Source organism: Pseudarthrobacter sp. NBSH8, assembly GCF_014217545.1.
Classification (GTDB): domain Bacteria; phylum Actinomycetota; class Actinomycetes; order Actinomycetales; family Micrococcaceae; genus Arthrobacter.
Genome location: NZ_CP043178.1, coordinates 1015317 through 1036671, shown reverse-complemented (window position 1 = coordinate 1036671; position 21355 = coordinate 1015317). Strand labels below are relative to the sequence as shown.

Genomic DNA, 21355 nt, shown 5'->3' with positions numbered 1-21355 from the left:
GAACCAGCCCGGCGCACCCGGATCACCGGGGTATCTTCACCCTGACCGGCGCGCTGAAGCGGGAGGCGCGGCGCGCGCCCGCTGACCTCGGTCAACCACGAGATATGCGGCAACTGCCGAGCAGAAGGGGCAATTCCATCGCAGTGGAGTGTGCCGCTGAAGCCCCTCATGTCACTGGAGAACCTGGACGAAGCCCGCCGTTGTTGACCCCGAAAAATAGACACCGAAAGGTGAGGCAGAACGCCTACCTAAATGCCCCTCAAGCCCTCCCCTATTTAGCCCCGCTGCATTCCACGATGCGCCGCACAGAGGTAAAATGTTCCCGCGGGAGGTGATGTTTCAAAGTCTCCGTGTCGCCTGCCACTGACGGCATGCACACCGCCACGAGCTGGGAATCGGCGAATTCATATTTGCAGCATCTGCACTGAAAGAATCCCAATATCGATAAGAAAAATTAGCCGGACAAGGCCCTAATCAGTTCGGTGGCGAGGACAGCACAGGCAACGGCGCTGCGGGTCGCTCGCCCGATTTGAAAGGCGCAGCTCAATCTGGGTTCTGCGGCCGGGTAGCTTTTGGAGGGCTTGAGGGGGCTCCCGAAACACACACGGACCGGCGAAAGCCGGATCCAAAATCCCTGTAACTACCGCCTTCGGCATCGGGCCCAGGGCATCTGCAGAAAGTCTGAAAATGAAGCTATCACTCCGCCGCGTCCTGACTCTGTTCGTGGCAATGCTGTTCGCCCTCGCAACAGGCATGACTGCGGCGCACGCGGTCACAAACTTCAACAACGCTCCACCGGGAGCCCACTACGCGAAGGGCTCTGCCGAGCCCATCTGTACCGTCAGCGGTACCACCGTAACCTGTACTGGCACGCAGATAGCAGGCGTCGGAAACACAAACGCGACCGTGGAACTGAAAGTCACCAGCACAATCAGCGGCGTCTGCCACAACCCAGGCTCGAAGAGCAAAGTTGTCGAACCGTTCTCGAGGTCGGTAACAACGGAAACGTCTAGCGAACTCACCTCCACGAAGAACGGCAGGCTCGTGGTGCCCTCGCAGACCACAGCGGGAACGAGCACCGAGGACTTCCTGGCAACCTTCACGTGCCCCAACCCCAACTGGACACCTGAAGTCACCAGCAACGTCCTCAGCTACGAGTACTCGCTGACCTTCGCGGGGTTCACCGAGCCGGCCATCCTGATCGAGGGATAGTTGACTAATTGACGGTCTACTGAGGCCAGCGCAGGACGCCTGCCCTGGCCTCATAGCCAGTCCGCAGCATCTCCCAAAGGTTGCGGACTGCCCGGCCCCGGAGCACCGATTCATGGGCTGCGGGGCCCACTCGTGCCCGCGGGTAGCAGCAAAAACCGAGTTTGCTTGCTGGCGTGGTCGGGCGGATGACCGAGACAATCCTGAGCGGCTGGCGTGGCAAGTCCTGGTGGATGTGACACAGGCTGGGGATATTCAGTCTTTGAAGCTGCTGGCCGTCACTTCGAATTCCTCCACGGCGAGGATCTGAGTTCCTTCAGCTGCGCTGGTCTCTGTCCTGATCTTATTCGCTGTCTCCCGGCTCGCCGTCATGGAATCCTCAGAGTCCCACAATGTGATGGACAGGTCTTTGCCTGCACCTTTCCCGCGCAAATAGTAGATTCCCTTGCACCCCGGAATTTCAAGCGCCCTGTTGATGATGTCTTCCGATGGCGCATCCGAGATGGTTTCCGGTCCGGTTCCGTAGGTGCTGACTCTGGCGAACATTTCGATTTTCCTCCAACTAATCCGGTTGTTTGGCCCCTTCTGTCAGGTGGGCGAGCCTGCTCTTAGGCAAGAAGCGAGATCTGCCCCTTGGGATAGCTCCCGGCAACAGTAAGGACCTGAGAACCCTTCCGTCCCAAGTGGCCGCAAGGGCGCAGCCGTGTCTGTTGACGGGCAACGGGTACGGCAGCTCAGATCATTTCCGATTGTGGCGCTACCGGTGGCCCTAATCTGCCATTCAGGCTCCTGGCTTGGAAGGGGATTCAGGGAGCAGGCCAAGTTGTCCCATGAGCTCCCTCTGGTCAAAGTAGAACGTGTGCTGTTTGATTAGGCCACCCTCTACGTGCGCGACGTCGCAACTTCTCACCCTGATGCTTTTGCCCGTTGCAGGCAGGCTTTCGCCGGATGGCAAGGGCAGCGGTCCTGTGTTGGTTCCGGTGACATAGCCCTCATCGATCGCTACATTTCCAGCCTCATATTTCTGCAAAGACTCATAGCCGACGTCAGGGAATGATTCCCCGAATTGCGACAGGTAGTTGCTGATTGCTTCCTGCCCGGTAATCTCGCCTTGATCCGGGGTAACGGCGACCGCATCAGCGGCATAACAGGCTGCCTGCGTCTCTTTATCTCTCGCTGTCATTGCCGAGGTTAAGCGATCCATTACCTCGCGTGCCTGTCCCATTTTCCGACCTCCCGTTTCAAGGGCGGCTCACGGAAAGGGCGGGCCGCTCCATGGCTGGGCCTCTGCTCAAGCAGAACCCGATTTAAGTACACGCCCTGGCAGAAGGAGTGTCAATGGTTCCAGAATCAGCACGACATAGGGGCTTCCGGTAACGAGCGTCGCGTTGTGGATGGGGCATTTTGATGAACGCCGCTCCGCTACGACCTCAAGGACGCGGCAAACCACGCGCGGGTGTTGGAAGCGATCGACGAGGCAGCGCGGAAACAAGACGGGGCGTCTGAACCGAGCCCACATTGAGCCCGGACCGGGGCTCGCGCTGCCGTGGACTTGGGTAACGGACGACGGCGTCGGCGGGTCAGGTGCCGAAGTTCCGGGACGCAGGGGTTGAGATTGAGGTCGCGGCTGTTTCGCCCGTGGGAGAAGACCCGCCCTAGACGCCTGCTAGAACTGGGCGCTGTGATAGGGAGCCTTCGGGTCGGGCATTGCGTGTTGCCCACAAAGTGAGCTCGTCTTTATCGCTGAAGCAATATGAGCCGTAGCCAACGGGGCTTTAGCCACCTCGGCAGTGGCCCGCATAGTCACCGGCCCTATACCCCCACGCCGCATAATTTCAACCGTGGCTGCAATCAGCTGTCCTTTTCGTTCCGAAGCAGATACCCGCATAGACCACCCTTTGCACCTGGCGTTGAAGGACTGGATTTTGGTACCGCCGAAGACCGTATCCTGGCTGTCGATGCAACAGCCAGGATACGGTCCGGAGCGCGAATATCCTGTAGCTACCTCGCGGCAAGGATGTCATCCACAGCTGCAGGTGAGCCGGTGTCCACATCCTGCGAAGGCCCTTCCAAATACCGCTTCATGGAATCATCCATGGCGTTGAGCCAGCGGGTGTGGTGCTTGGTTGCCATGGTGCCGGTGACCACGGAGCGGTGGACCATGTCGCGGTACCCCAGGATGTCCGTTTCTTTGTGGTGCATCCAGTCTTTGAACAACTGGGAAACAGCATCCAGATCGAAGGGCGGGTAATCCGTGGCATCGATGAGTTCTCGCAGGTAGTCCGTCTGGAAATCGGCCTCCGCGTCGTGATCAGGCAGCGCGGCCTGGCGCGCGAGCCAGAGCTGGATGTCCGCCTCGCGCTCGGCAATGGACGCAAGGTCAATCGCTCCTGTCATGACGTCGCGGGCAAACCACGCTTGCGCGTCAAACATGTTGAAGGTGTAGTACTGGTCCTGCGCGCCAAGGTAGAACAGGTTGGTGTTCTGCTGCCACACCACGCCTTTGTAAAGGTTGCCCGGGTACAGCACGTTTGGCGACTTCAGGGATAGCTCGCTGGGCAGGAACGGGTACTTGTGCTGGTATCCGGTGCCAAGTACGACGGCGTCAAAGTCATCATGGGTGCCGTCGCTAAAGTACGCGGTGGTGCCCTGGAAGTGGGTGACGAGTGGGCGCTCAAACGTGTTCTCCGGCCAGTGGTAGCCCATGGGCGCTGTCCGGTAGCTGATGGTGATGGATGCGGCGCCCATTTTGTGGGCCTGCATGCCAATGTCCTCGGCGGAATAGCTGCTGCCGATCATGAGCAGGTTCTTCCCGTAGAAGCGCTCGGCTCCGCGGAAGTCGTGGGCGTGCAAAACCTCGCCCGGAAAGGATTTGATGCCTTTGAACTCGGGGACTGAGGGGACAGAGAAGTGTCCGGTGGCGACCACCAGCTTGTCGAACACGTGGGTTTCGGTGAGGTTGGTTTTGAGGTCTTCAACCGTCAGCGTGAATTCCTGCGTTGCCTCGTTGTAGCTGGTGTGGCGGGCGACGGTGTTGAACTTGACATACTTGCGGACGTCGGACTTTTCCACGCGGCCCTTGATGTAGTCGAAGAGAACCTCGCGGGGCGGGAAAGAGGAAATGGGGCGGCCAAAGTGCTCGTCAAAGGAGTAGTCCGAGAACTCGAGGCATTCCTTGGGCCCATTGGACCATAGATGGCGGTACATGCTGGAGTGCACCGGCTCGCCGTGAGCGTCCAGGCCGATCCGCCAGCTGTTGTTCCACTGCCCGCCCCAGTCGTCCTGCTTCTCAAAGCAGAGGATCTCGGGGATGGGGGCGCCTTTTTGGCGTGCCGATTCAAAGGCCCGCAGTTGTGCCAGGCCGCTGGGGCCGGCACCGATGATTCCGACTCGAAGTGTCATGCTGCTTTCCTCTTCCAAATTTTCAGGGGCCGCTGGTGTGCGACGTTGTGAGTTGGGTTGCGTATCAAGCCAGCAACGATGTGAACGTGCTGGATGGTCCCTAGGGTGCGAAGGTGCGGTCGCCGGCGAAGAACCCCAGGCCATACTCAGGGGTCTCGAACTTGACGGTGGTTCCCTTGGGGAAGAACAGCACATCGCGTTCCTTGGCGTGGGTGACTTCTCCTGTCGTCTGGTCCGTGAGGATGAACTCACCCTTGATGACCACCTTCATCTCGTCATAGGTGTACGTGTACACCAATGGTTCGGAAGCCTCCAGCTCGAAGAAGCCGGCGCACATGACAGAGCCGGCGGGGTTGTGGAGGGCGTCACCGATCGCGGCGTCCGTCCCCGGCTCGTTCATCGACGGCAGCCCGATGAAGCCGTTTTCTACCTTGTGGATGGATCCGGCCTTGCTGAGCGTTCCTACGAGGGTGGTTTCCATGGTCTCTCCTGTGAATTGGGTGAAGAGCTCTTCAGAACTCCTCATTTAGGGCATAAATAGCCATAGGGGACGGCGCTTTTGGCGCATAAGGGACTGCATTGAAGGTCACCTCTGAAACCGGGTTATGGCTCCGGGAGGAATGGTCGCAAATCCGACATTCTTGATTCTTAACGGACCGGTTGAGCTCCTCCTCGAGCTGTGCCGATGTGAAGTGAATCACGCTCCGTCGTCCACCGACCTTGACATGAACAGTCGTACAAGTCAATCGTTCGGGACAGATTTCTGCGAGATTCTTTTTGTCAACTAACGCTCGGATCCGCGACCGAAAAACGTCCCATCTTCTGCTCCTGGACTATTGACTAGGACGATTGTCAATGTCAGAGTATTGAAAGTCCGTGATTCACATCACGTTGATGTAATTGATTTTTGTTTCACCGATATGTCCGCAAATCAGATTTCCAACTGAAGAACGGTGAAAGATTATGGCCACAGCCACCCAGCCCCCGGCACTGACGACGGGGGAAACGATCGACTTTTGGTCAGCGAAGTCCATGCAGGTCATGAAGGATGAATGGCCGCGATTGCGCTGCAGATTCATAAACGCGGATCCCGTAGGCCGTTGGGATGACTTCCGACTCTCAGAATGGGAACTGGAAGCCTGCGGGTGGGAAGACTTTCACCCTCACAGCGAAACGAACTTCGTCGTGGAGGGCGAGCTCTACATAGAGTCCGAGGGCAAGACTGTCGTCCTCAGACCCGGCGACTCGGCGCGCGTAAATCCCGGACAACTTGGCCGGTACTGGGCACCCACCTACGCCCGTATGGTTACCGTCTATGGCCCCAACCCCGAGGGCGCGGAGTCGCATTCCTTCCGGTACTACGAAATCTGAGCCTTAGACGCCACCCTTGACGGCACAACCGTCTACGAAACGATATAGCCGTTCAAGACGTGACATAGATGCCGCAGAGTTCCGCCCAAGCACAACGATAAGTGCTTCAGCATTTCTGCAAATCAAACGCCGCTGAACGGCAGGCATCATATTATTTCGCCTCTACAGACCCTCGAAAACCTATTCCACCTTGGGTCATTGCGCGGAAATTTACGCGCCAGAATTCATTCTCACTCGCGGTAATACATGCAACTGCAAGATCGCAGTTGCATTTTTAACCGAGCCTAAAAGTTTGAGGATACAAACGTACGGCTTGTCCCATTACGCACGCATGCATTTTCCTTCTACACATCGTGGAAAACTGCGCGAATGGCATGAACCTGGTTATTTAACCTAAAAGATCAGACGACGTGAAGCCGTCTAAGGAGACTGTTATGAGTAAAAGCATTTCGGACGGTGTTGGCCATCTGGAAAGATCGATCAACTGGAAACAGGGCTTGGCCATAGCACTGGGGGTCCCCTTGTTGATTCTGCCGTCCCTAGGCTACCTGCCGATGTATATGGCTGCCGCAGCAATCCTGGTCTGGGGGTTGTCGGTCATCCAGGGTTTCATACAGAACGCTGCCTATGCTGAAATGGCTACAACCTTTCCCAAGGCCTCTGGTCTGCCAGGTTTCGCGCAGCATGTTTTTCGCACCGAGAACTTCAAAGGCAAGTACGACAAGGGCAAACTGATCGGCGGCTTTTCCGCATGGAGCTACTGGTTTGCCTGGAACCCGGTCCTGGCGATCTTCGCCATCCTGGTGGGCGGTTACCTGCACGGACTCTTTCCGGTTCTGGCCGAGACATTTACCGAGTACCAGCTCGCGTTGATCTCCGGTCTGGTGATCTTTACCGGATTGTTCATCGTTAACTGGTTCGGCCTCAAGGACGGCGCCATCCTGGGCTACATCCTGGCGGCCGTATCCCTGATACCGCTGGTTATCCTCACCGTGGCGCCTTTTGCTACCGGACATGTCGACTTTGCCAATATCACCGGCAACTGGTGGCCGACTGACTGGGCCTGGGACATGCACCACATCCTCATTCTCTTTGGCATCTTTGCGATTGCACAGTGGAGTGCCTGTGGCTGGGAAACAGCAGCCATCTACGCCCCCGAATACAAGAACCCTTCCAAAGATGTCCCGAAAGCACTGTTTGCCTGCGGCATCATCTGCTTCCTCTCGTACGTAATGGTGCAGGCTTCAGTAATCGGCGTGCTCGGTGTTGAAGGTGTGATGGCGGAGCCTGTATCGCCCCTGATTCCAGTTGCCCAGGCAGTCTTTGGCGAGGCCGGCTCAATCGTCACCATCATCATGCTGATCGCCGCGATGATCCTGATCATCCAAACGGCTTACCTGGGTTCGTCCCGGGCGCTGCACTCCATGACGACAGAAGGCAACCTTCCCAAGGTCTTCGGCAAAACGAACCGCCACGGAACTCCCTTTATCGCCTTGCTCGTCACCGCGGCCTTTAATCTGGTCCTGATCTCCATGGGCTCCCTCTCCGCTATTCTCGCGGCCGCCGCCATTGGCTACACCTGCGCCAACGGCATCAGCCTGTTCGCCTATGTCAGAGCCAAAAAAAACCCCGCCTTCGCTAGCCTGGAAAGGCCCTTCAAAGCACCCAAGGGCTGGAAAAACGTCGCCATGATCTTTGGCCTGTTCAACCTGCCACTCTGTCTGATCGGTGTGGTCTACCTGAACAGCCAGGAGATTGGCTGGACTTCAACCTGGCTCGGCTTCCTCGTTTTGGCGCTCTACATACCCATTTGGTTCTACTCCCAGCGCGAATCGGGGCGCTGGGACAACGAAGCAACCGCTGCAAACTCTTCGGACATTGATTCGGAAAACGATGCCGAAGACCTGGAACAGGTTCCAACTTCCAGATGATATGGAGGGTGCGGGACGGGTCGCCGTCGTCGTAGTGGATTACTGCGCCAAATCGACAGGTTTTGTCACGCAGTTAACCACCCATTCACACCGCTTTCACAACATGTCCAACCGGCCGCAATACGGTCGAACCCATGGACAACATTTCACGCAGATCCCTTCTTTCCGCCGGCCTTGGGGCCGGGCTCGTCGTTGCCTGGCCGGGTGCCGCCGTCGCCGTTTCAACAGCGGACGACGCCGGCCTCCGCACCGATCCGTTCCTGCTGGGCATCGCCTCCGGCGAGCCATGGCCGGACGGCTTCGTGATCTGGACCCGCCTCGCGGTGGATCCTATTGCCGAAGACGGCCTGGGCGGCATGCCCTCCCGCAACGTCGCCGTGGCGTGGGAAGTGGCAGAGGACGCCAACATGCGCACGGTGGTGGCCCGCGGCGTCGAGCACGCCGGGATCGAAACCGCGCACTCCATCCACGTGGAGCTGCGCGGCCTGCGGCCGGGGCGCGAGTACTTCTACCGGTTCCGCACTGGCAAGCACGTCAGCGTGGTGGGCCGCACGCTCACCAGCCCGGCGCCGCACGAGACGCCCGCGGCGCTGGCCATGGCGTTCGCCAGCTGCTCGCAGTTTGAGCACGGCTACTTCACTGCCTACTCACGGCTGGCCCAGGACCACCCGGACCTGGTCCTGCACCTGGGTGACTACATCTACGAGTACAAGAAGGACAGCTACGTGATCGGCGGCGGCAACCCGCGCGACCACCAGGGCCCCGAGACCGCCAGCCTGGCCGGGTATCGGCAGCGGCACGCACAATACAAGTCCGACGCCGATCTGCAGGCCGCGCACGCCATCGCACCATGGCTGGTGGTCTGGGATGACCACGAGGTGGACAACAACTGGGCGGACGAGGTTCCGGAGAACAAGGACGCCAACCAGCTCAACGACACCACCGAGCGGTTCCGGCAGCGCCGAACCGCCGCATTCCAGGCCTACTACGAGAACATGCCGCTGCGGGCGTCCTCCGTGCCGGCCGGGTTCGATATGAAGATCTACCGCAACATCCAATGGGGGCAGCTCGCCAACTTCCACATGATGGACACCCGGCAGTACCGCGACGACCAGCTCGCCGGCGACGGCTGGAAGAAGAATGTCACCGAACGCCTCGCCGAGGACCGCACCATCACCGGCGCCGAGCAGGAAAAGTGGCTGCTGGACGGCTTCCGGAACTCCACCCAGCGCTGGGACATCCTGGGCCAGCAGGTGTTCTTCGCCGAAAGGGACCGGAACGCCGCGCCCGAGATCGACGACGTCTCCATGGACGGATGGGACGGCTACGCCGCCTCACGCCGCCGCATCACCCAGGGCTGGGTGGACGCCAACGTCCGCAACGCAGTGGTCCTCACCGGCGACGTCCACCGCAACTGGGCCAACGACATCAAGGTGGACTACAAGGACCCCGCCTCCCCCGTGGTGGGCTCCGAACTCGTCTGCACCTCCATCACCTCCACCGGCGACGGGTCAGGCTCGACGGCGGACCCGGTTCAGGCCTGGAACCCGCACCTGAAGTTCTACAACGACAACCGCGGCTACGTAAACATGAAGATCACCAAGGACGCCCTCACAGCGGACTTCCGGGTGCTCGATCACGTCACGACACCGGGCGCACCGGTTTCCACCAAGGCCACCTTCGCGATCCAGGACGGGGTGCCGGGGCTGGTGGCGCGGTAGAGCCCGCCCCCGCGGCTGCGAGCCCGGCGTTCGGGCCTGTCGAAACCCGTCTGTGCTTGCTCCACCCATACGATTAGCCCATGCGCGCACCGACTGCCCCGGATTCCCACGTCAAAAACACGACGGTCGTCTCGACTGAGCACAGTAACCATGTCCTCACCCAGCGGGACATGGTGGCCAAGGCATCGGCCGGACATCCCGGCAGCGCCCAAGGTCCCGGCATCCTCCGCGTGGTGCCGCTGCTGCGGGTGTCCGGGGAGAAGGGCCGCCGCGTGGTCCTGGTGGGCCACAGCTGCCTGTCGATCCAGGACATCGATCATGCAGCCGTCGAGTCGTTCGTGACCAATGCGTGGGTGGAAGGTGCGGACGACGGCGAGTTCGTGCGCGTGACCGTGGCCGAAGCCAGCACCAATGAGCAGGTCCAGGCCGCCACGGCAGAGTTTAATCGCGAACTCCCGGAGTGGCCCGACGCAACCTCCGTGACAGACAACCAGCTGCATATCGCCAAACACGCCAAAGCCCTGGCCGAGCTGTCCCGCAACGCCGTGGCGAGCGTCCGGGAGATCCGATACGACCTCGAACACCGGCTGGCCCACTTCAGCAGCAAGAGCCACCCGACCACCAGCAACACACCCATCGTCGCGTCCCTGCTCGAGCTGAACATCATCTGCGGCCGCGCCGCGGATGAAGCCAGGGAAGCGGTCCGTGAAGGCCTGTGGCTGCACCTTTCAGACCCGGAGGCGTACCATTCGTACCGCCGGCTCCAGGACCCGTCGATCATCAATGACGCCGCCGCAGCGACCTCCACCACCCGCAGCTGGATGCGCCTTCATGACGCCGCCGTCCGCCAGTGCCTGGAGATGCGCAAACAGCTTGACGCCGAGTCCGGTTCCGCCCGGGATCTCATGGCCGCGGCGGCCAGCGTTTCAAACTCCCGGGAAGCGGACTCGCAGGCCGCGTTCAACACCCTTGCCGCGGTGGCCTCCCTCGGCCTCGGCATTCCGGCCCTGGTTCTGGCCCTCTACGGTGCCGACCGGCTCCTCCCCCTCGACACCGAACCCCGGCAGCTCGCATTCATCCCGGTCGCCGCGGGGTTGCTTCTCGCGGCGGTCATCGCCATCTGGCGGGCGCCGAAGGGGAAATCCAGCCGGATCTGGATCGTCGGAGCCATCGGCATCATCATGATTCTGCTGGCTCTGCTGGTCGCGGCAGGACTGCTGGCGCCCTCCAGCTGACCCTTCCGGGTAAATTGTCCTGGTGTGGCGTCCACGGCGCTATCGCTGAAGTGTCGGGCCCGGGAAGGGTTCGGGCGGCGCGTCCGTGGGCCTTTGCCAGGCGGCGATGCCAAGAATGCCACCCGCTGCGAGGAATTCTGCTTCCTCCTCGGGCACGATGAGCTGTGTCCGCCCGCCGCGGCTGGCCACGATGCGCCCACCGAGGAACTTCACATCGGCCAGGATCTGGTCCCAGTGGCGGTACTGCACGTCGTGGCCCTCGCCCAGGTAGACCCGTTCCACCATTGCGCTCCCGGCCAGGGCAGCTGTCCAGCGCCCCATCTGTTCCGGTGGGACCAGCTCGTCTTCACTCCCCCAATACAGGAACGCCGGAGCCTGGACCGAGGACAGGTCCCGAAGCGGCTCGGACGCGTACAGACCAAAGGCCTGCCTCAGCCCATCGGGCGGAACGTCGCGCCCCTTCGCAAAGAGCCCCCGAGTGGCTTCCTCGATCACCGAGTCAACGAAACCGGGAATGGAGTGGATAGAACTGTCGGCCGGGAACCTCCACCAGGCCACCGGGTCCGCAGCAACATCGTCCGCCTCCATCAGCGCGTCCGCGCGCTCGGGCCTTTCGGCAAAGGCGCAAGCCAGATGCAGGGACCGGACCTGCGCCGGGCGCGCCGCGATGATCGCGGCGGCGTAGGGTCCGCCACCGGAAATCGCGAGGACGGAGATTTGCCCGATGCCCAGGGCGTCCAGCAGGGACCACACGTCCGCGGCGTACTCATCCAATCCGACGGCGGGATCGAACACGCTCTGCCCCAGCCCATTGCGTTCTACAGACACCACTCGGATCCCCAATTCGTGCCGGAAGGACCGGGCGAACTCCAGGAGCCTGAAGGCCCTGACGGTTGTTCCTGCGCCGCCGAGGAAAAGCAGCGGGACCGCCCCGGCGCCGCCGTCGTCGATGTAGTTCACCGTGCGGCCGGACCCCACAACTTTGGAGCACACCACAGGGCCCAGCGGATCGAAGCCGGTGTTCCGGACCTGGATCGCTTCACTGGCATCCGTCGCGGCCTTCACGGATGTTGCTCCCTCACCCGTAGTCATAGAAACCGCGCCCGCTCTTGCGGCCCAGCATGCCTGCCTCCACCATGCGCAGGAGCAGCGGCGGCGGGGCGTACTGCGGTTCCTTGAATTCCTCGTACAGTGCAGCGGCCACGTGCAGCGTCGTGTCCAGCCCCACCAGGTCCGTCAGTTTCAGGGGACCCATTGGATGTGCGCAGCCGGCCACCATGCCGGTATCAATGTCGGCAGCGCTGGCGTGGCCTGCCTCCACCATGCGGATGGCTGAAAGCAGGTAGGGGATCAGGAGGGCATTGACCACGAACCCTGCCCGGTCCTTGGCCACAATGACTTCCTTGCCGAGACCTGCCGCGAAAGCGCTGGCCCGTGCCAGGGTCCGGCTGCTTGTTTGCAGGCCGGTGACCAGTTCCACCAGCGGCTGGACGGGTGCCGGGTTGAAAAAGTGCACTCCCAGGACGTTTTCCGGCCGCCGGGTTGCCGCGGCAATGCGTCCGATGGGCATGGAGGAGGTGTTGGAGGCCAGGATCGTCTCGGGATCCTGGATGACGGCGTCGATGCGCCGGAACGCGTCGAGTTTGAGGTCCATGATTTCCGGGACGGCCTCGATGACCAGGCGGCTGTCCGCGAACGCCTCGATGTCGGTGCCAAAGCTGATCCGGGCCAGCGCCTCGTCCCTGTCTGCGGCGTCCAGACGGCCGGAGGCCACCGCCTTGTCCATGGACGCCGTGAGGCGCTTGCGCCCGGCGGCCACGGCGGCGTCGTTGGCTTCAACAACCACAACGCCGGCACCGGCGCGGGCGCAGACCTCCGCGATGCCTGAACCCATGAGGCCGCACCCGAGCACCCCTACCCGCTCGAATTCACCCACGCTCATTCGGGATCCCCTGCGGGGCGGTTGAGCGCGGCGTAGGCGAGCTGTTCGATGAGCATCGACGCCGAGGCCGAAGACTCCGCGGCGGCGTCGATGGCCGCTTTGGTCCAGGCCACTGCCATGGCCGGCTGTTCGGCCAGGAACTCAGCCCGCTCAAGGGCGACGGTCAGCGCATCTCCCGCCGGCGCCACCTCTCGGACCAGGCCCAGGCGGTGGGCCTCGGCCGCCGGGAACCGCTCGCCGAACAGGATGATCTCCCGGGCAATGGCCGGGCCGGCCGCACGGACCAGCCGGGTCAGCCCGCCGGAGCTGGGCAGGATCCCGAGCCCCACCTCCGGCAGGCCGAAGCTGGCGGTCTGGTCCGCGATCCGGATGTCACAGGCCAGGGCAAGCTCGAAGCCGGCGCCAAGGCAGTACCCCGCCACCGCGGCTACGGTGGGCTGCGGCAACCGGGAGACGACCTCATACAGCGATCCGCTGCCACGGTAGTAGGCCGCTATCCTCTGCGGGGTCATCTCCGGCAGCTCGGACGTATCAGCACCGGCCGAAAAGGCCCGGTCCGATCCCGCGAAGACGATCGCCGAAGCACCCGCCACTTCCGGCGACTGCAGGGCGTCCAGCAAAGCCTGCTCCAGGGCGGTGGACAGGGCATTGAGTTTGCCGGGACGGTTGAGCTGCACCACCGCCACTTTGCCCTGGCGCCGGACTTTGACGAGAGGTTCAAGCCCGGAATCCTGGGCTGCAGGGCCGGTCCCGGCTGAGTGCGGTCCTGCGGTTTGTGCCTGTGACGTCACCGAGCCACCGCGCCGGCGTAGCCCAGCAGCCCCTCGGCGCCTCGTTTGTTAATTTCGTTGCCGATGATGACCGTCTGGATTTCCGAGGTACCTTCCCAGATGCGGTCCACGCGGAGCTCTCGCCACAGGCGTTCCACCGGGTTTTCCCGCATGTAGCCGCGGCCCCCGAAGATCTGCAGGGCGTTGTCAACGCAGCGGTTGGAAGCCTCGGAGGCGCCCAGCTTGATGACGGCGGCCTTGGCGTTGAGGAGCTTGCGGTCCATTCCCTGGTCCGCTTCCCACGCCACCTGATACGTCAGGACACGGTTGGTCATGATGTCCACGGTGTTCTTGGCGAGCATGTTCTGGATGAGCTGGAATTCCAGGATGGGCTTGCCGAACTGCACACGGGATTTGGCGAACTCGGCTGCGAGCAAGGTAGCCCGTTCAGCGGCGCCGATGGTGCGGGCGGCAATCATGAGGCGCTCCTCCACGAACCAGTCACGCGTCAGTTCGTAGCCCTGGCCGATCTCGCCCAGGATCTTGTCTGCCCCGACGCGCACGTCCTCAAAAAGGAACTCGGGGTGCTCGTAGACGAAGGTGTGCGTATAGCGCGGAGTGCGGGTGACGGAGACACCCGGTAGGTCCTTGTCCACCAGGAACATGGTGGGGGCACCCTCCACGCTGGCGAGCACCAGGATGAAGTCCGCTGCATCCCCCACGGTTACGAAGAGCTTTTCACCATTGATGATGTAGTGCTCGCCATCCTTGACCGCGGTGGTCTGGATGTTCTGCGGATCCGAGCCGGCCTCCGGCTCGGTAATGGCCACGGCGTCGCGGCGCTCACCGCGGATCTCGGGGAGCAGGTATTCCTCGCGCTGGGCCGGGGTGCAGGCCTTCAGCGCGTTGGCCGGACGCCACAGCGTGTCCCACAGTGCTCCGGTCAGTTTTCCCACTTCTTCGGAGACGATCGCGTGCTCCAGCACGCTGAGCCCTGCGCCGCCCCACTCGGCCGGCATGTTGATGGCGGCGAGCCCGTGGTTGATGACCAGTTGCCTGACCTTGGCGTGCTGATCAGCCGTAAGCCCGTTATTCATTTCACAGTCGAGCTCGTACTGGTACATCTCGTTTGTCCAGGCGATTGCACGCTGCTTGATTTCGATCTGGCGGGAAGTCATGCGAAAGTCCACGGGTCCTCTTTCTTGGGTATGTTGGTGCTGCTTGGTTTTTGGCGGAACGGTTCAGTCGAGTACGATCCGGGCGTCCAGCGCGATGGCGCCGGCGGGCGTGGCGGCCACCGGGTTGCATTCGATTTCAGCGATCTCCGGGTGGGCTGCGGCTACCGTCGAAAGCCGGGCGACAATGTCCGCCGCCGCGTCGATATCCACCGGCGCCCGTCCACGGGCTCCTGTCAGGAGCGCCGCGCCGCGCAGCGACAGCAGCATGTCCTTGGCCTGAGCGGCGGTCACCGGGCCGAGGGCGCAGCGCACGTCACGGAGGATTTCGGCGAAGACCCCGCCCAGGCCCACCAGCACCAGCGGCCCGAAGCGCGGGTCGCGCCGGACCCCCACCAGCAGTTCCACCGCTCCGGTGAGGTCCGCCATCTCTTCGATGGAGCACGACGGCGGCGCGAGCCTCGCGTCGACGTCCCGCCAGGCCGCGAGCAGGGCTGCCTCGTCGGCAATGTTGAGGATGACGCCGCCGCGGTCGGATTTGTGTTCGTCCCCAAGGGCTTTGAGGACAAGCGGGTAGCGCAGTGTGGCCGCCGCGGCCAGGAGCTGGGCCTCGCCGGACACCTCGGCTGCCCCTACGAAGGGGATACCGGCGTCGGCCAGGAGCTGGCGTGAGGCGTAGTAGCCCGTATCTTCCACGGGCGGCGCCGGAGGTGGCAGGGCAGGAATTCCGGTGGCCGGTTCGGTGCGGCGGCGTGCGAGCCGTCCGAGGACCCATGCGGTCTCCTCAATGCCGCGGTAGACGGGGATGCCCCCGTCGCGGAGGGCGGAGGCCGCCGCTGACTGCCAGTTCATCGTCTGGACGAGTACCGTGCCGCCGCCCGCGGCCGTCTCCGCGGCCATCCGTCGGGCGGTCTCTATTTCACGTGCCGCGAGTTCGGGCCCGTAGCTTCCGTATCCGCCGAAGTAGCCGCTCATGAGGGTGGCATCGACGTCGTCGCTCGCCATCAGGTGACCCAGGACCCGTTGAAAGCACATGATGTCCTGCTCACCGCCGCCGGCGACGTCCACCGGATTACTGACCGCCGCGGTCGGCGGCAGTTCCGCTGCGATAGCCGACTGCAGAGCGGCGCCGAACTCGACCACGTCGAGGCCCTGTTCGGCTGCGTTGTCGCTGGCTACGGATGCCTGCCCGCCGCCGTCGGCGAACACGGCGGTGCGGGCGCCGGAGGGTACCCGGCTGCGGACGAGGGCCTGGAGCAGATGCGCCATCTGTGCAGGCGAGGAGACCTGTTCGATCCCGGAGGCTCGGCAGGCAGCCTCAACGACAATCCCGGAGGACACCATGGCGCCCGTGTGGGACTTCGCGTTGCGGACCGAGGCATCCGTGGCTCCGACGGTCAGCAGGACAACCGGTTTGCCGGCCTCGGCGGCGCGCTGGGCTGCTCGGGCGAAACGGCGGCCGTCGCGGAAATCCTCGCAATACACGGCGATGGCCGCGGTGCCCTCATGCTTCACGAAGGCGTCGATCAGGTCTGCGGCGTCGAGGTCCGCCTGATTGCCCAGCGAGGCGAAACGGGAAACGCCCAGCCCATGGTCCACCAGGAGGGTGGCCAGTTCCAGGGCCAGGTTTCCGCTCTGGGAGATGACGCCGATGTTGCCGACCGGGAACTCGTTGGAGGCGAGCATCAGCGAGCTGCTGTGATCCAGCACTCCCAGACAGTTAGGACCCAGGAGCCGGGCGCCTGCGGCACGGACTTTGGCCGTGATGCGCTCCTGCAGCAGCAGGCCATCTCCCCCGGCCTCGCCCAGGCCCGCGCTGATTCCCACGATGGCTTTGGCGCCTCCGGCCAGGGCGTCGTCCACGGCATCCTCGAATCCGGCTGCCGGAACGGCGATGACCGCCAGTTCGACGGGGCTGCCGATCGAAGCGACACTGGGGACGGCGGTGCGGCCCAGCACTGTGGACCTGGTCCGGTTCACCAAATGGACCGGGATGCCGCCTTTGAGCGCCTGGACGGCGATCCAGTTTCCGTATTTGCGGGTGTCATCGCTGGCACCGATGATGGCCACGGCGTTGGGGGCGAACAGCGCGGCCAGGTCGCAGGCCTCGGCGGCGGGGAGGACCGGCAGGTCCGTGGTTGAGGTCATGAGAGCTCCTTTGCGGGGACGGGACGGCCTGAGCCCCAGGCGTCCGCCCCGCCGTCGATGGTGATGGTGGTTCCGGTGATGTAGCGCGCAGCGTCGGTGGCCAGGAATGTAATAACGTCTGCCACGTCTTCCGGCCGGCCGAGACGTCCAAGCGGGACTCCCTGTTCCCATTCGGAACGTGCCTCGGCGGAGTACTGCTCCAGGCCTTCGCTCAGGATGCTGCCCGGGGCCACGGCCACCGAGCGGATGCCAAACCGGCTCCACTCCAGCGCCAGCCCGGAGGCGAGATTCTCGACGGCGGCACGTGCGGCCGTCGCATGGACCATGCCCGGGATACCGCGCCGGGGCGAGAAAGCCATAAAGACCAGCAGGCCCGAGCGGTTGGGAATCATGGTCCGCGTGGCCACTTCGCGGGTGAGGTTCCAGACAGAATCCACCGAGAGCCGGTGCACGGCGCGCCAGCCGTTGAGCGAGATATCCTCCGCCGGGGACTGGAACTGGCCTCCTGCGTTGTTGACCAGGACATCGATCCGGCCGAAGGCGGCGAGCGCGGCGTCCACAAGTTCGGTGGCGTGCTCCGGCTCGCGGATATCGCCTGCGACGGCGATGGCCTCGCTGCCGGACCGGCGGACCAGCTCGGCGGTTTCCTTGAGGAGGACCTCCCGCCTGCCGGCGAGCACGAGTTTCGCGCCGCACCCGGCCATGGCGAGGGCCGTGGCCCGGCCGATGCCGGTGCCGCCGCCGGTGATCAGGACAACCTGTCCTGCCAGTGCTTTTGGGTGGAAGCTGGGTCCGGGTACCGGTGCCCCGTTCACGGGGTGCTCAGACGGTCGGGAAGCTGGAAGTTGGGCGTCGCGGTGAGCAGTGATTGTGTGTAGTGATGCTGGGGGTCTGCGAACACGCGTTCCACCTCTCCGAATTCGACGATCCGGCCGCGCTCAAGGACGGCCACCTGCTGCGCGATGTTGCGCACCAGGGCAATGTTGTGGGTGATAAAGACCAGGGTGAGCCCCATTTCGGCCTGCAGCCCACGCAGCAGGTCCACCAGCGTGGACTGCACCGACACGTCCAGGGCCGAGGTTATTTCGTCGCAGATGAGGACCTCGGGTTCGGTGGCCAGGGAGCGGGCGATCGCCACGCGCTGGCGTTCCCCGCCGCTGAGCTGGTCCGGATAGCGTCTGGCGTGGTCCGGCCGCAGCGATGCACGTTCCAGTGCCGTGGCCACGATCTCGCGGGCATTGTTGACCTTGCCGCGTACGGCGGTGACGGGCTGGAGGATCAGTTCCTCCACCGTTCGCCGCGGGTTCAGTGACTCGTAGGGGTTCTGGAAGATGTATTGGACGCGGCGTCGCTGATCCTTGGTGCGCTTGAAGCTGCTCGGTGCCAGGGTGCTGCCGTCCAGTGAGATGTCGCCGGTGTAGTTATGATGCAACCCTGCGATGCACCGGCTCAAGGTGGTCTTCCCGGATCCGGATTCTCCCAGCAGCGCCAGGCATTCTCCGGCATACGCCTGCAGGTTTATGCCTTCCAGGACAGTATTGCTGCCGTAGCCGGCGGTCAGCCCCTCGATCTTTATCACCGGTTTCCGTCCGGCAGCCGGGGCCGACGGAATGGATGGGTTCCGGAGCTGCAGAGGCGGCAGGGGCTGCTCGGATTTGAAGCACCGCACAGTGTGCCGGGGACCAACCTCGGTGGCAGCGGGGGCAACCGTGCCGCAGCCGGCGTCCGCGAGCGGGCAGCGTGGCGCGAAGGCGCAGCCTTGTGGCCGGGCCAGCGGTGATGGGGCGTGGCCGGGAATACCGATCATGGGGCGCTTGGCCAGAAGATCCGGTACCGCCAGCAGCAGGCGCCGGGTGTATGGGTGCCGTGAATTGGACAATACCTCAGCTGTGCCGCCGATTTCCACGATACGGCCTGAGTACATCACGGCAATCCGGTCAGCAAGCTCGGCAACTACGGCCATGTCGTGGCTGATGTAGACCGCGGCGCAATCATAGGTCCTGCACATGGAGCGTACCGTGGCCAGCACATGGGCCTGGGTACTGACGTCCAGACCGGTCGTGGGTTCGTCCATCACAATCAGGGCCGGCCGCGCGGTGAATGCCATGGCGATGGCCACCCTCTGCTGCTGGCCGCCGGAAAGCTGGTGCGGGTATCGCGCCAGGAAGGCATCGTCGTCGGGCAATGCCACCTCCCGCAGCACCTGCCGGACCCGTTCCAGCACCTGGGCCGCAGGGCCTGAAAGGCATTCCTTCAGCTGGGTGCTGATGCGAAGGGCGGGGTTCAGCGCCGACGCCGGCGACTGCGGGATGTAGGCAACGGTGCGCCCACGGAGCTGACGCACCTGCCGCCAGTTCAATCCGGCCAGCTGCTGGCCGGCGACGCTCACCTTGCCACCGCCCAGCCGGGTGCCTTCCTTGCAGTAATTCAGCAGGGCCAGCCCAAGTGTGGTCTTGCCGGATCCCGATTCTCCCACCACCCCCAATATCTCGCCGGGACGGACTTCAAGGGAGAGTTCCTCGACGATGGCGGCCATCGACGGGATGCCGATGATTTTCAGGTCCTCCACTTCAAGGGTGGGCGCGGCGGTGCTCATATCGTGACTCCTTTGTCGCTGCCGATGGATGCCTTGGCGAGGCCATCGGTCACCAGGTTGGTGCCGACTGTCAGGAGGGCGATCGCGATCACGGGTAATGCAACGGACCACGGGGAAATTGTCAGGGCAATCCGGTTTTCATTGATCATCAGGCCCCAGTCCGCGGCGGGCGGCTGTATTCCGAGTCCCAGGAAGCTCAGACCGGCAACCAGCCCGATCGAGTACGTCAGGCGCAGACCGAATTCCACCGCGAGTGTGCTGCTGATGTTGGGGACTATTTCGCCGATCATGATGCGCCAACGGGGAATTCCGACAGATTCGGCGGCCTTGACGAAGTCCCGCTCCACCACCGACAACGCGGCTCCCCGGACCACCCGGGCAACCCGGGGAAGGTGGCCGAAACCCACCATCAGTACCAGCAGCCACAGCTCCGGACCGATAATGGACAGGAACAGGAGAGCCAGCACAATTTGGGGAAATGCCAGTGCCACATCGCCGGCACGCATCAGCAATTCATCCAGCCAGCCCCGCCGGTACGCGGCCAGCACCCCCACCAGGGCGCCCAGGCCCACGCCGAGGGCGGTGGCGATGATCGCGAGGATCATCAGGGTCTGCCCGCCGGCAAGGAAGCGGGAAAGTACGTCCCGTCCAAGGTTGTCGGTACCGAACGGCCCGCCGATACCAGCTGGTGAAAAGGGTGCCGCCACAAATTCCGTGGCGGAATGTGGTGCCAGGTAGGGGCCCAGAAATGCCACGGCCAGGACGGCCAGGGTCAGGACCAAGCCCACAACGGTGCGTTTGGACTGAAGTGCCCGCCGGAGGAGCCCCTGCTTCCGGGGGGTGCGGCCTGCCTGGTCGGAGTTGCCAGCCGGCCGGGTGCTCATGCCGATGCTCATGATGCCGTCCTTACTTTAGGGTTGGCGGCGAGGGTGACCACGTCTGCAAGAAGGTTCACCGCTACGTAGAAGATGGCGATGACGATCACCAGTGCCTGCACCACGGGCAGGTCCCTGTTGGTGACGGCGTCGATGAGCTGGAAGCCGACTCCCGGGAACCGGAAGAGGAACTCCACAATCACCACGCCGCCGATCAGCCAGGCGAGCTGCAGGGCGATCACCTGGGCTACCGGGCCGATGGCGTTCGGCAAGGCGTGGCGCAGGACCACGGTGCGCTCCGGCAGACCCTTGAGCCGGGCCTGCTGCACGTACTGGCTCTCCAGCACCTCGAGCATGGTGGCCCGCATGATGCGGATGATGTACGGGGACACGGCCAGCACCAGGGTCAGCACGGGCAGCACCAGCTGGGCCGGGTTGCTCCATACCTGTTCGCCGGGAACCAGGACAAACACAGCCGGGAAGAGGTGGAACACCCCGGTGGCCAGAAGCAGGACCAGCAGCACACCCACCACGAATTCCGGCAGCGAGGCCAGCACCAGGGTGATGATGCCGGTGACGTGATCCACGGCGGAGTCTTTCCGCAGCGCGGTCCACGTGCCGATGCCGATGGCGAGCGGGATCGCTATGACGGCCGCGCACAGCATCAATATGCTCGAGTTCAGGAGCATGGGTCCCACGGCCGAGGCCACCGGAGTCCCCCCGGCCAGGGAGGTTCCGAGATTGAAACTAAGGAGCTGGCCGAGCCAGCCGAAGTACTGTTCCGGCAGCGAACCCCCAAGGTTGAGCTGCTCGCGGAGGGCGGCCAACCGCTCCGGAGTTGCTTCGCGCCCCAGGATGGCCTGGGCAGCGTCACCCGGCAGCGCCTGCGTTGCGAGGAAGACCACCAGCGACACCACCCAGAGGGTAAAGAGCCCGAACAGGGTGCGCCTGAACAGCAGCCGGCGCATGCCCCCTCCCTG

The 21355-nt window shown here is 63.4% G+C and carries 19 protein-coding genes; 5 read left to right on the top strand and 14 right to left on the bottom strand.

Features of this window, described 5'->3' with window-relative positions:
- The first annotated feature begins 687 nt into the window (after positions 1 to 687).
- Positions 688 to 1212 (top strand): hypothetical protein, encoded by a 525-nt coding sequence (locus FYJ92_RS04820; RefSeq protein WP_185262838.1) that lies wholly within the window; start codon positions 688 to 690, stop codon positions 1210 to 1212.
- Between the two features lie 252 nt (positions 1213 to 1464).
- Here the strand turns inward: FYJ92_RS04820 and FYJ92_RS04815 are convergent, their stop codons facing one another.
- From FYJ92_RS04815 to FYJ92_RS04795, 5 genes are all read right to left on the bottom strand, one after another.
- Positions 1465 to 1755 (bottom strand): hypothetical protein, encoded by a 291-nt coding sequence (locus tag FYJ92_RS04815; RefSeq protein ID WP_255482313.1) that lies wholly within the window; start codon positions 1753 to 1755, stop codon positions 1465 to 1467.
- A gap of 235 nt (positions 1756 to 1990) precedes the next feature.
- Positions 1991 to 2434: an ester cyclase gene (locus tag FYJ92_RS04810; protein ID WP_185262837.1), complete on the bottom strand. Its 444-nt coding sequence runs from the start codon at positions 2432 to 2434 to the stop codon at positions 1991 to 1993.
- Positions 2435 to 3210: 776 nt separating this feature from the next.
- Positions 3211 to 4611: an NAD(P)-binding domain-containing protein gene (locus FYJ92_RS04805; protein WP_185262836.1), complete on the bottom strand. Its 1401-nt coding sequence runs from the start codon at positions 4609 to 4611 to the stop codon at positions 3211 to 3213.
- A 100-nt stretch (positions 4612 to 4711) separates the two neighbouring features.
- Complete coding sequence (locus FYJ92_RS04800; protein WP_185262835.1) at positions 4712 to 5092, bottom strand: cupin domain-containing protein; 381 nt, start codon at positions 5090 to 5092, stop codon at positions 4712 to 4714.
- 400 nt (positions 5093 to 5492) lie between these two features.
- On the bottom strand, positions 5493 to 5690 hold the full coding sequence (locus FYJ92_RS04795; protein ID WP_185263887.1) for a hypothetical protein: 198 nt from the start codon (positions 5688 to 5690) through the stop codon (positions 5493 to 5495).
- On the opposite strand from FYJ92_RS04795, the gene FYJ92_RS04790 reads away from it, so the two are divergent.
- From FYJ92_RS04790 to FYJ92_RS04775, 4 genes are all read left to right on the top strand, one after another.
- Positions 5644 to 5982, top strand: coding sequence for a cupin domain-containing protein (locus FYJ92_RS04790; protein WP_185263670.1), 339 nt, complete (start codon positions 5644 to 5646; stop codon positions 5980 to 5982). The two genes, FYJ92_RS04795 and FYJ92_RS04790, sit on opposite strands and share 47 nt — an antisense overlap.
- A 434-nt stretch (positions 5983 to 6416) precedes the next feature.
- On the top strand, positions 6417 to 7913 hold the full coding sequence (locus tag FYJ92_RS04785) for an APC family permease (RefSeq protein ID WP_185262834.1): 1497 nt from the start codon (positions 6417 to 6419) through the stop codon (positions 7911 to 7913).
- A gap of 134 nt (positions 7914 to 8047) precedes the next feature.
- Positions 8048 to 9634 (top strand): alkaline phosphatase, encoded by a 1587-nt coding sequence (locus tag FYJ92_RS04780; RefSeq protein ID WP_185262833.1) that lies wholly within the window; start codon positions 8048 to 8050, stop codon positions 9632 to 9634.
- Between the two features lie 80 nt (positions 9635 to 9714).
- On the top strand, positions 9715 to 10869 hold the full coding sequence (locus FYJ92_RS04775; protein WP_185262832.1) for a hypothetical protein: 1155 nt from the start codon (positions 9715 to 9717) through the stop codon (positions 10867 to 10869).
- 39 nt (positions 10870 to 10908) lie between these two features.
- Here the strand turns inward: FYJ92_RS04775 and FYJ92_RS04770 are convergent, their stop codons facing one another.
- The 9 genes from FYJ92_RS04770 to FYJ92_RS04730 form a co-directional block, all read right to left on the bottom strand.
- Positions 10909 to 11934, bottom strand: a complete 1026-nt coding sequence (locus tag FYJ92_RS04770) for an alpha/beta fold hydrolase (protein WP_185262831.1) — start codon at positions 11932 to 11934, stop codon at positions 10909 to 10911.
- 13 nt (positions 11935 to 11947) lie between these two features.
- Positions 11948 to 12811, bottom strand: a complete 864-nt coding sequence (locus tag FYJ92_RS04765) for a 3-hydroxybutyryl-CoA dehydrogenase (RefSeq protein WP_185262830.1) — start codon at positions 12809 to 12811, stop codon at positions 11948 to 11950.
- The gene (locus FYJ92_RS04760) at positions 12808 to 13602 is read right to left on the bottom strand and encodes an enoyl-CoA hydratase/isomerase family protein (RefSeq protein WP_185262829.1); all 795 of its coding nucleotides are present in this window, start codon (positions 13600 to 13602) and stop codon (positions 12808 to 12810) included. Before FYJ92_RS04760 ends, FYJ92_RS04765 begins: the two co-directional genes overlap by 4 nt.
- On the bottom strand, positions 13599 to 14759 hold the full coding sequence (locus FYJ92_RS04755) for an acyl-CoA dehydrogenase family protein (RefSeq protein WP_219729685.1): 1161 nt from the start codon (positions 14757 to 14759) through the stop codon (positions 13599 to 13601). Before FYJ92_RS04755 ends, FYJ92_RS04760 begins: the two co-directional genes overlap by 4 nt.
- 63 nt (positions 14760 to 14822) lie before the next feature.
- Positions 14823 to 16904: an acetate--CoA ligase family protein gene (locus FYJ92_RS04750; RefSeq protein WP_185262827.1), complete on the bottom strand. Its 2082-nt coding sequence runs from the start codon at positions 16902 to 16904 to the stop codon at positions 14823 to 14825.
- Positions 16901 to 17719 (bottom strand): SDR family NAD(P)-dependent oxidoreductase, encoded by an 819-nt coding sequence (locus tag FYJ92_RS04745; protein ID WP_185262826.1) that lies wholly within the window; start codon positions 17717 to 17719, stop codon positions 16901 to 16903. Before FYJ92_RS04745 ends, FYJ92_RS04750 begins: the two co-directional genes overlap by 4 nt.
- Positions 17716 to 19500, bottom strand: a complete 1785-nt coding sequence (locus tag FYJ92_RS04740) for an ABC transporter ATP-binding protein (protein ID WP_185262825.1) — start codon at positions 19498 to 19500, stop codon at positions 17716 to 17718. The genes FYJ92_RS04745 and FYJ92_RS04740 overlap by 4 nt, the downstream gene beginning before the upstream one ends.
- The gene (locus FYJ92_RS04735) at positions 19497 to 20396 is read right to left on the bottom strand and encodes an ABC transporter permease (RefSeq protein WP_255482312.1); all 900 of its coding nucleotides are present in this window, start codon (positions 20394 to 20396) and stop codon (positions 19497 to 19499) included. Before FYJ92_RS04735 ends, FYJ92_RS04740 begins: the two co-directional genes overlap by 4 nt.
- A complete protein-coding gene (locus tag FYJ92_RS04730; protein WP_185262824.1) occupies positions 20393 to 21343 on the bottom strand; it encodes an ABC transporter permease in 951 nt (316 codons plus the stop codon). Before FYJ92_RS04730 ends, FYJ92_RS04735 begins: the two co-directional genes overlap by 4 nt.
- Positions 21344 to 21355: the final 12 nt, after the last annotated feature.

Coding starts and splice junctions, on each gene's coding strand:
- FYJ92_RS04820 (WP_185262838.1), top strand. CDS start 688: ATGAAGCTATCACTCCGCCGCGTCCTGACTCTGTTCGTGGCAATGCTG.
- FYJ92_RS04815 (WP_255482313.1), bottom strand. CDS start 1,755: ATGTTCGCCAGAGTCAGCACCTACGGAACCGGACCGGAAACCATCTCG.
- FYJ92_RS04810 (WP_185262837.1), bottom strand. CDS start 2,434: ATGGGACAGGCACGCGAGGTAATGGATCGCTTAACCTCGGCAATGACA.
- FYJ92_RS04805 (WP_185262836.1), bottom strand. CDS start 4,611: ATGACACTTCGAGTCGGAATCATCGGTGCCGGCCCCAGCGGCCTGGCA.
- FYJ92_RS04800 (WP_185262835.1), bottom strand. CDS start 5,092: ATGGAAACCACCCTCGTAGGAACGCTCAGCAAGGCCGGATCCATCCAC.
- FYJ92_RS04790 (WP_185263670.1), top strand. CDS start 5,644: ATGCAGGTCATGAAGGATGAATGGCCGCGATTGCGCTGCAGATTCATA.
- FYJ92_RS04795 (WP_185263887.1), bottom strand. CDS start 5,690: ATGAATCTGCAGCGCAATCGCGGCCATTCATCCTTCATGACCTGCATG.
- FYJ92_RS04785 (WP_185262834.1), top strand. CDS start 6,417: ATGAGTAAAAGCATTTCGGACGGTGTTGGCCATCTGGAAAGATCGATC.
- FYJ92_RS04780 (WP_185262833.1), top strand. CDS start 8,048: ATGGACAACATTTCACGCAGATCCCTTCTTTCCGCCGGCCTTGGGGCC.
- FYJ92_RS04775 (WP_185262832.1), top strand. CDS start 9,715: ATGCGCGCACCGACTGCCCCGGATTCCCACGTCAAAAACACGACGGTC.
- FYJ92_RS04765 (WP_185262830.1), bottom strand. CDS start 12,811: ATGAGCGTGGGTGAATTCGAGCGGGTAGGGGTGCTCGGGTGCGGCCTC.
- FYJ92_RS04755 (WP_219729685.1), bottom strand. CDS start 14,759: ATGACTTCCCGCCAGATCGAAATCAAGCAGCGTGCAATCGCCTGGACA.
- FYJ92_RS04750 (WP_185262827.1), bottom strand. CDS start 16,904: ATGACCTCAACCACGGACCTGCCGGTCCTCCCCGCCGCCGAGGCCTGC.
- FYJ92_RS04740 (WP_185262825.1), bottom strand. CDS start 19,500: ATGAGCACCGCCGCGCCCACCCTTGAAGTGGAGGACCTGAAAATCATC.
- FYJ92_RS04735 (WP_255482312.1), bottom strand. CDS start 20,396: ATGAGCATCGGCATGAGCACCCGGCCGGCTGGCAACTCCGACCAGGCA.
- FYJ92_RS04730 (WP_185262824.1), bottom strand. CDS start 21,343: ATGCGCCGGCTGCTGTTCAGGCGCACCCTGTTCGGGCTCTTTACCCTC.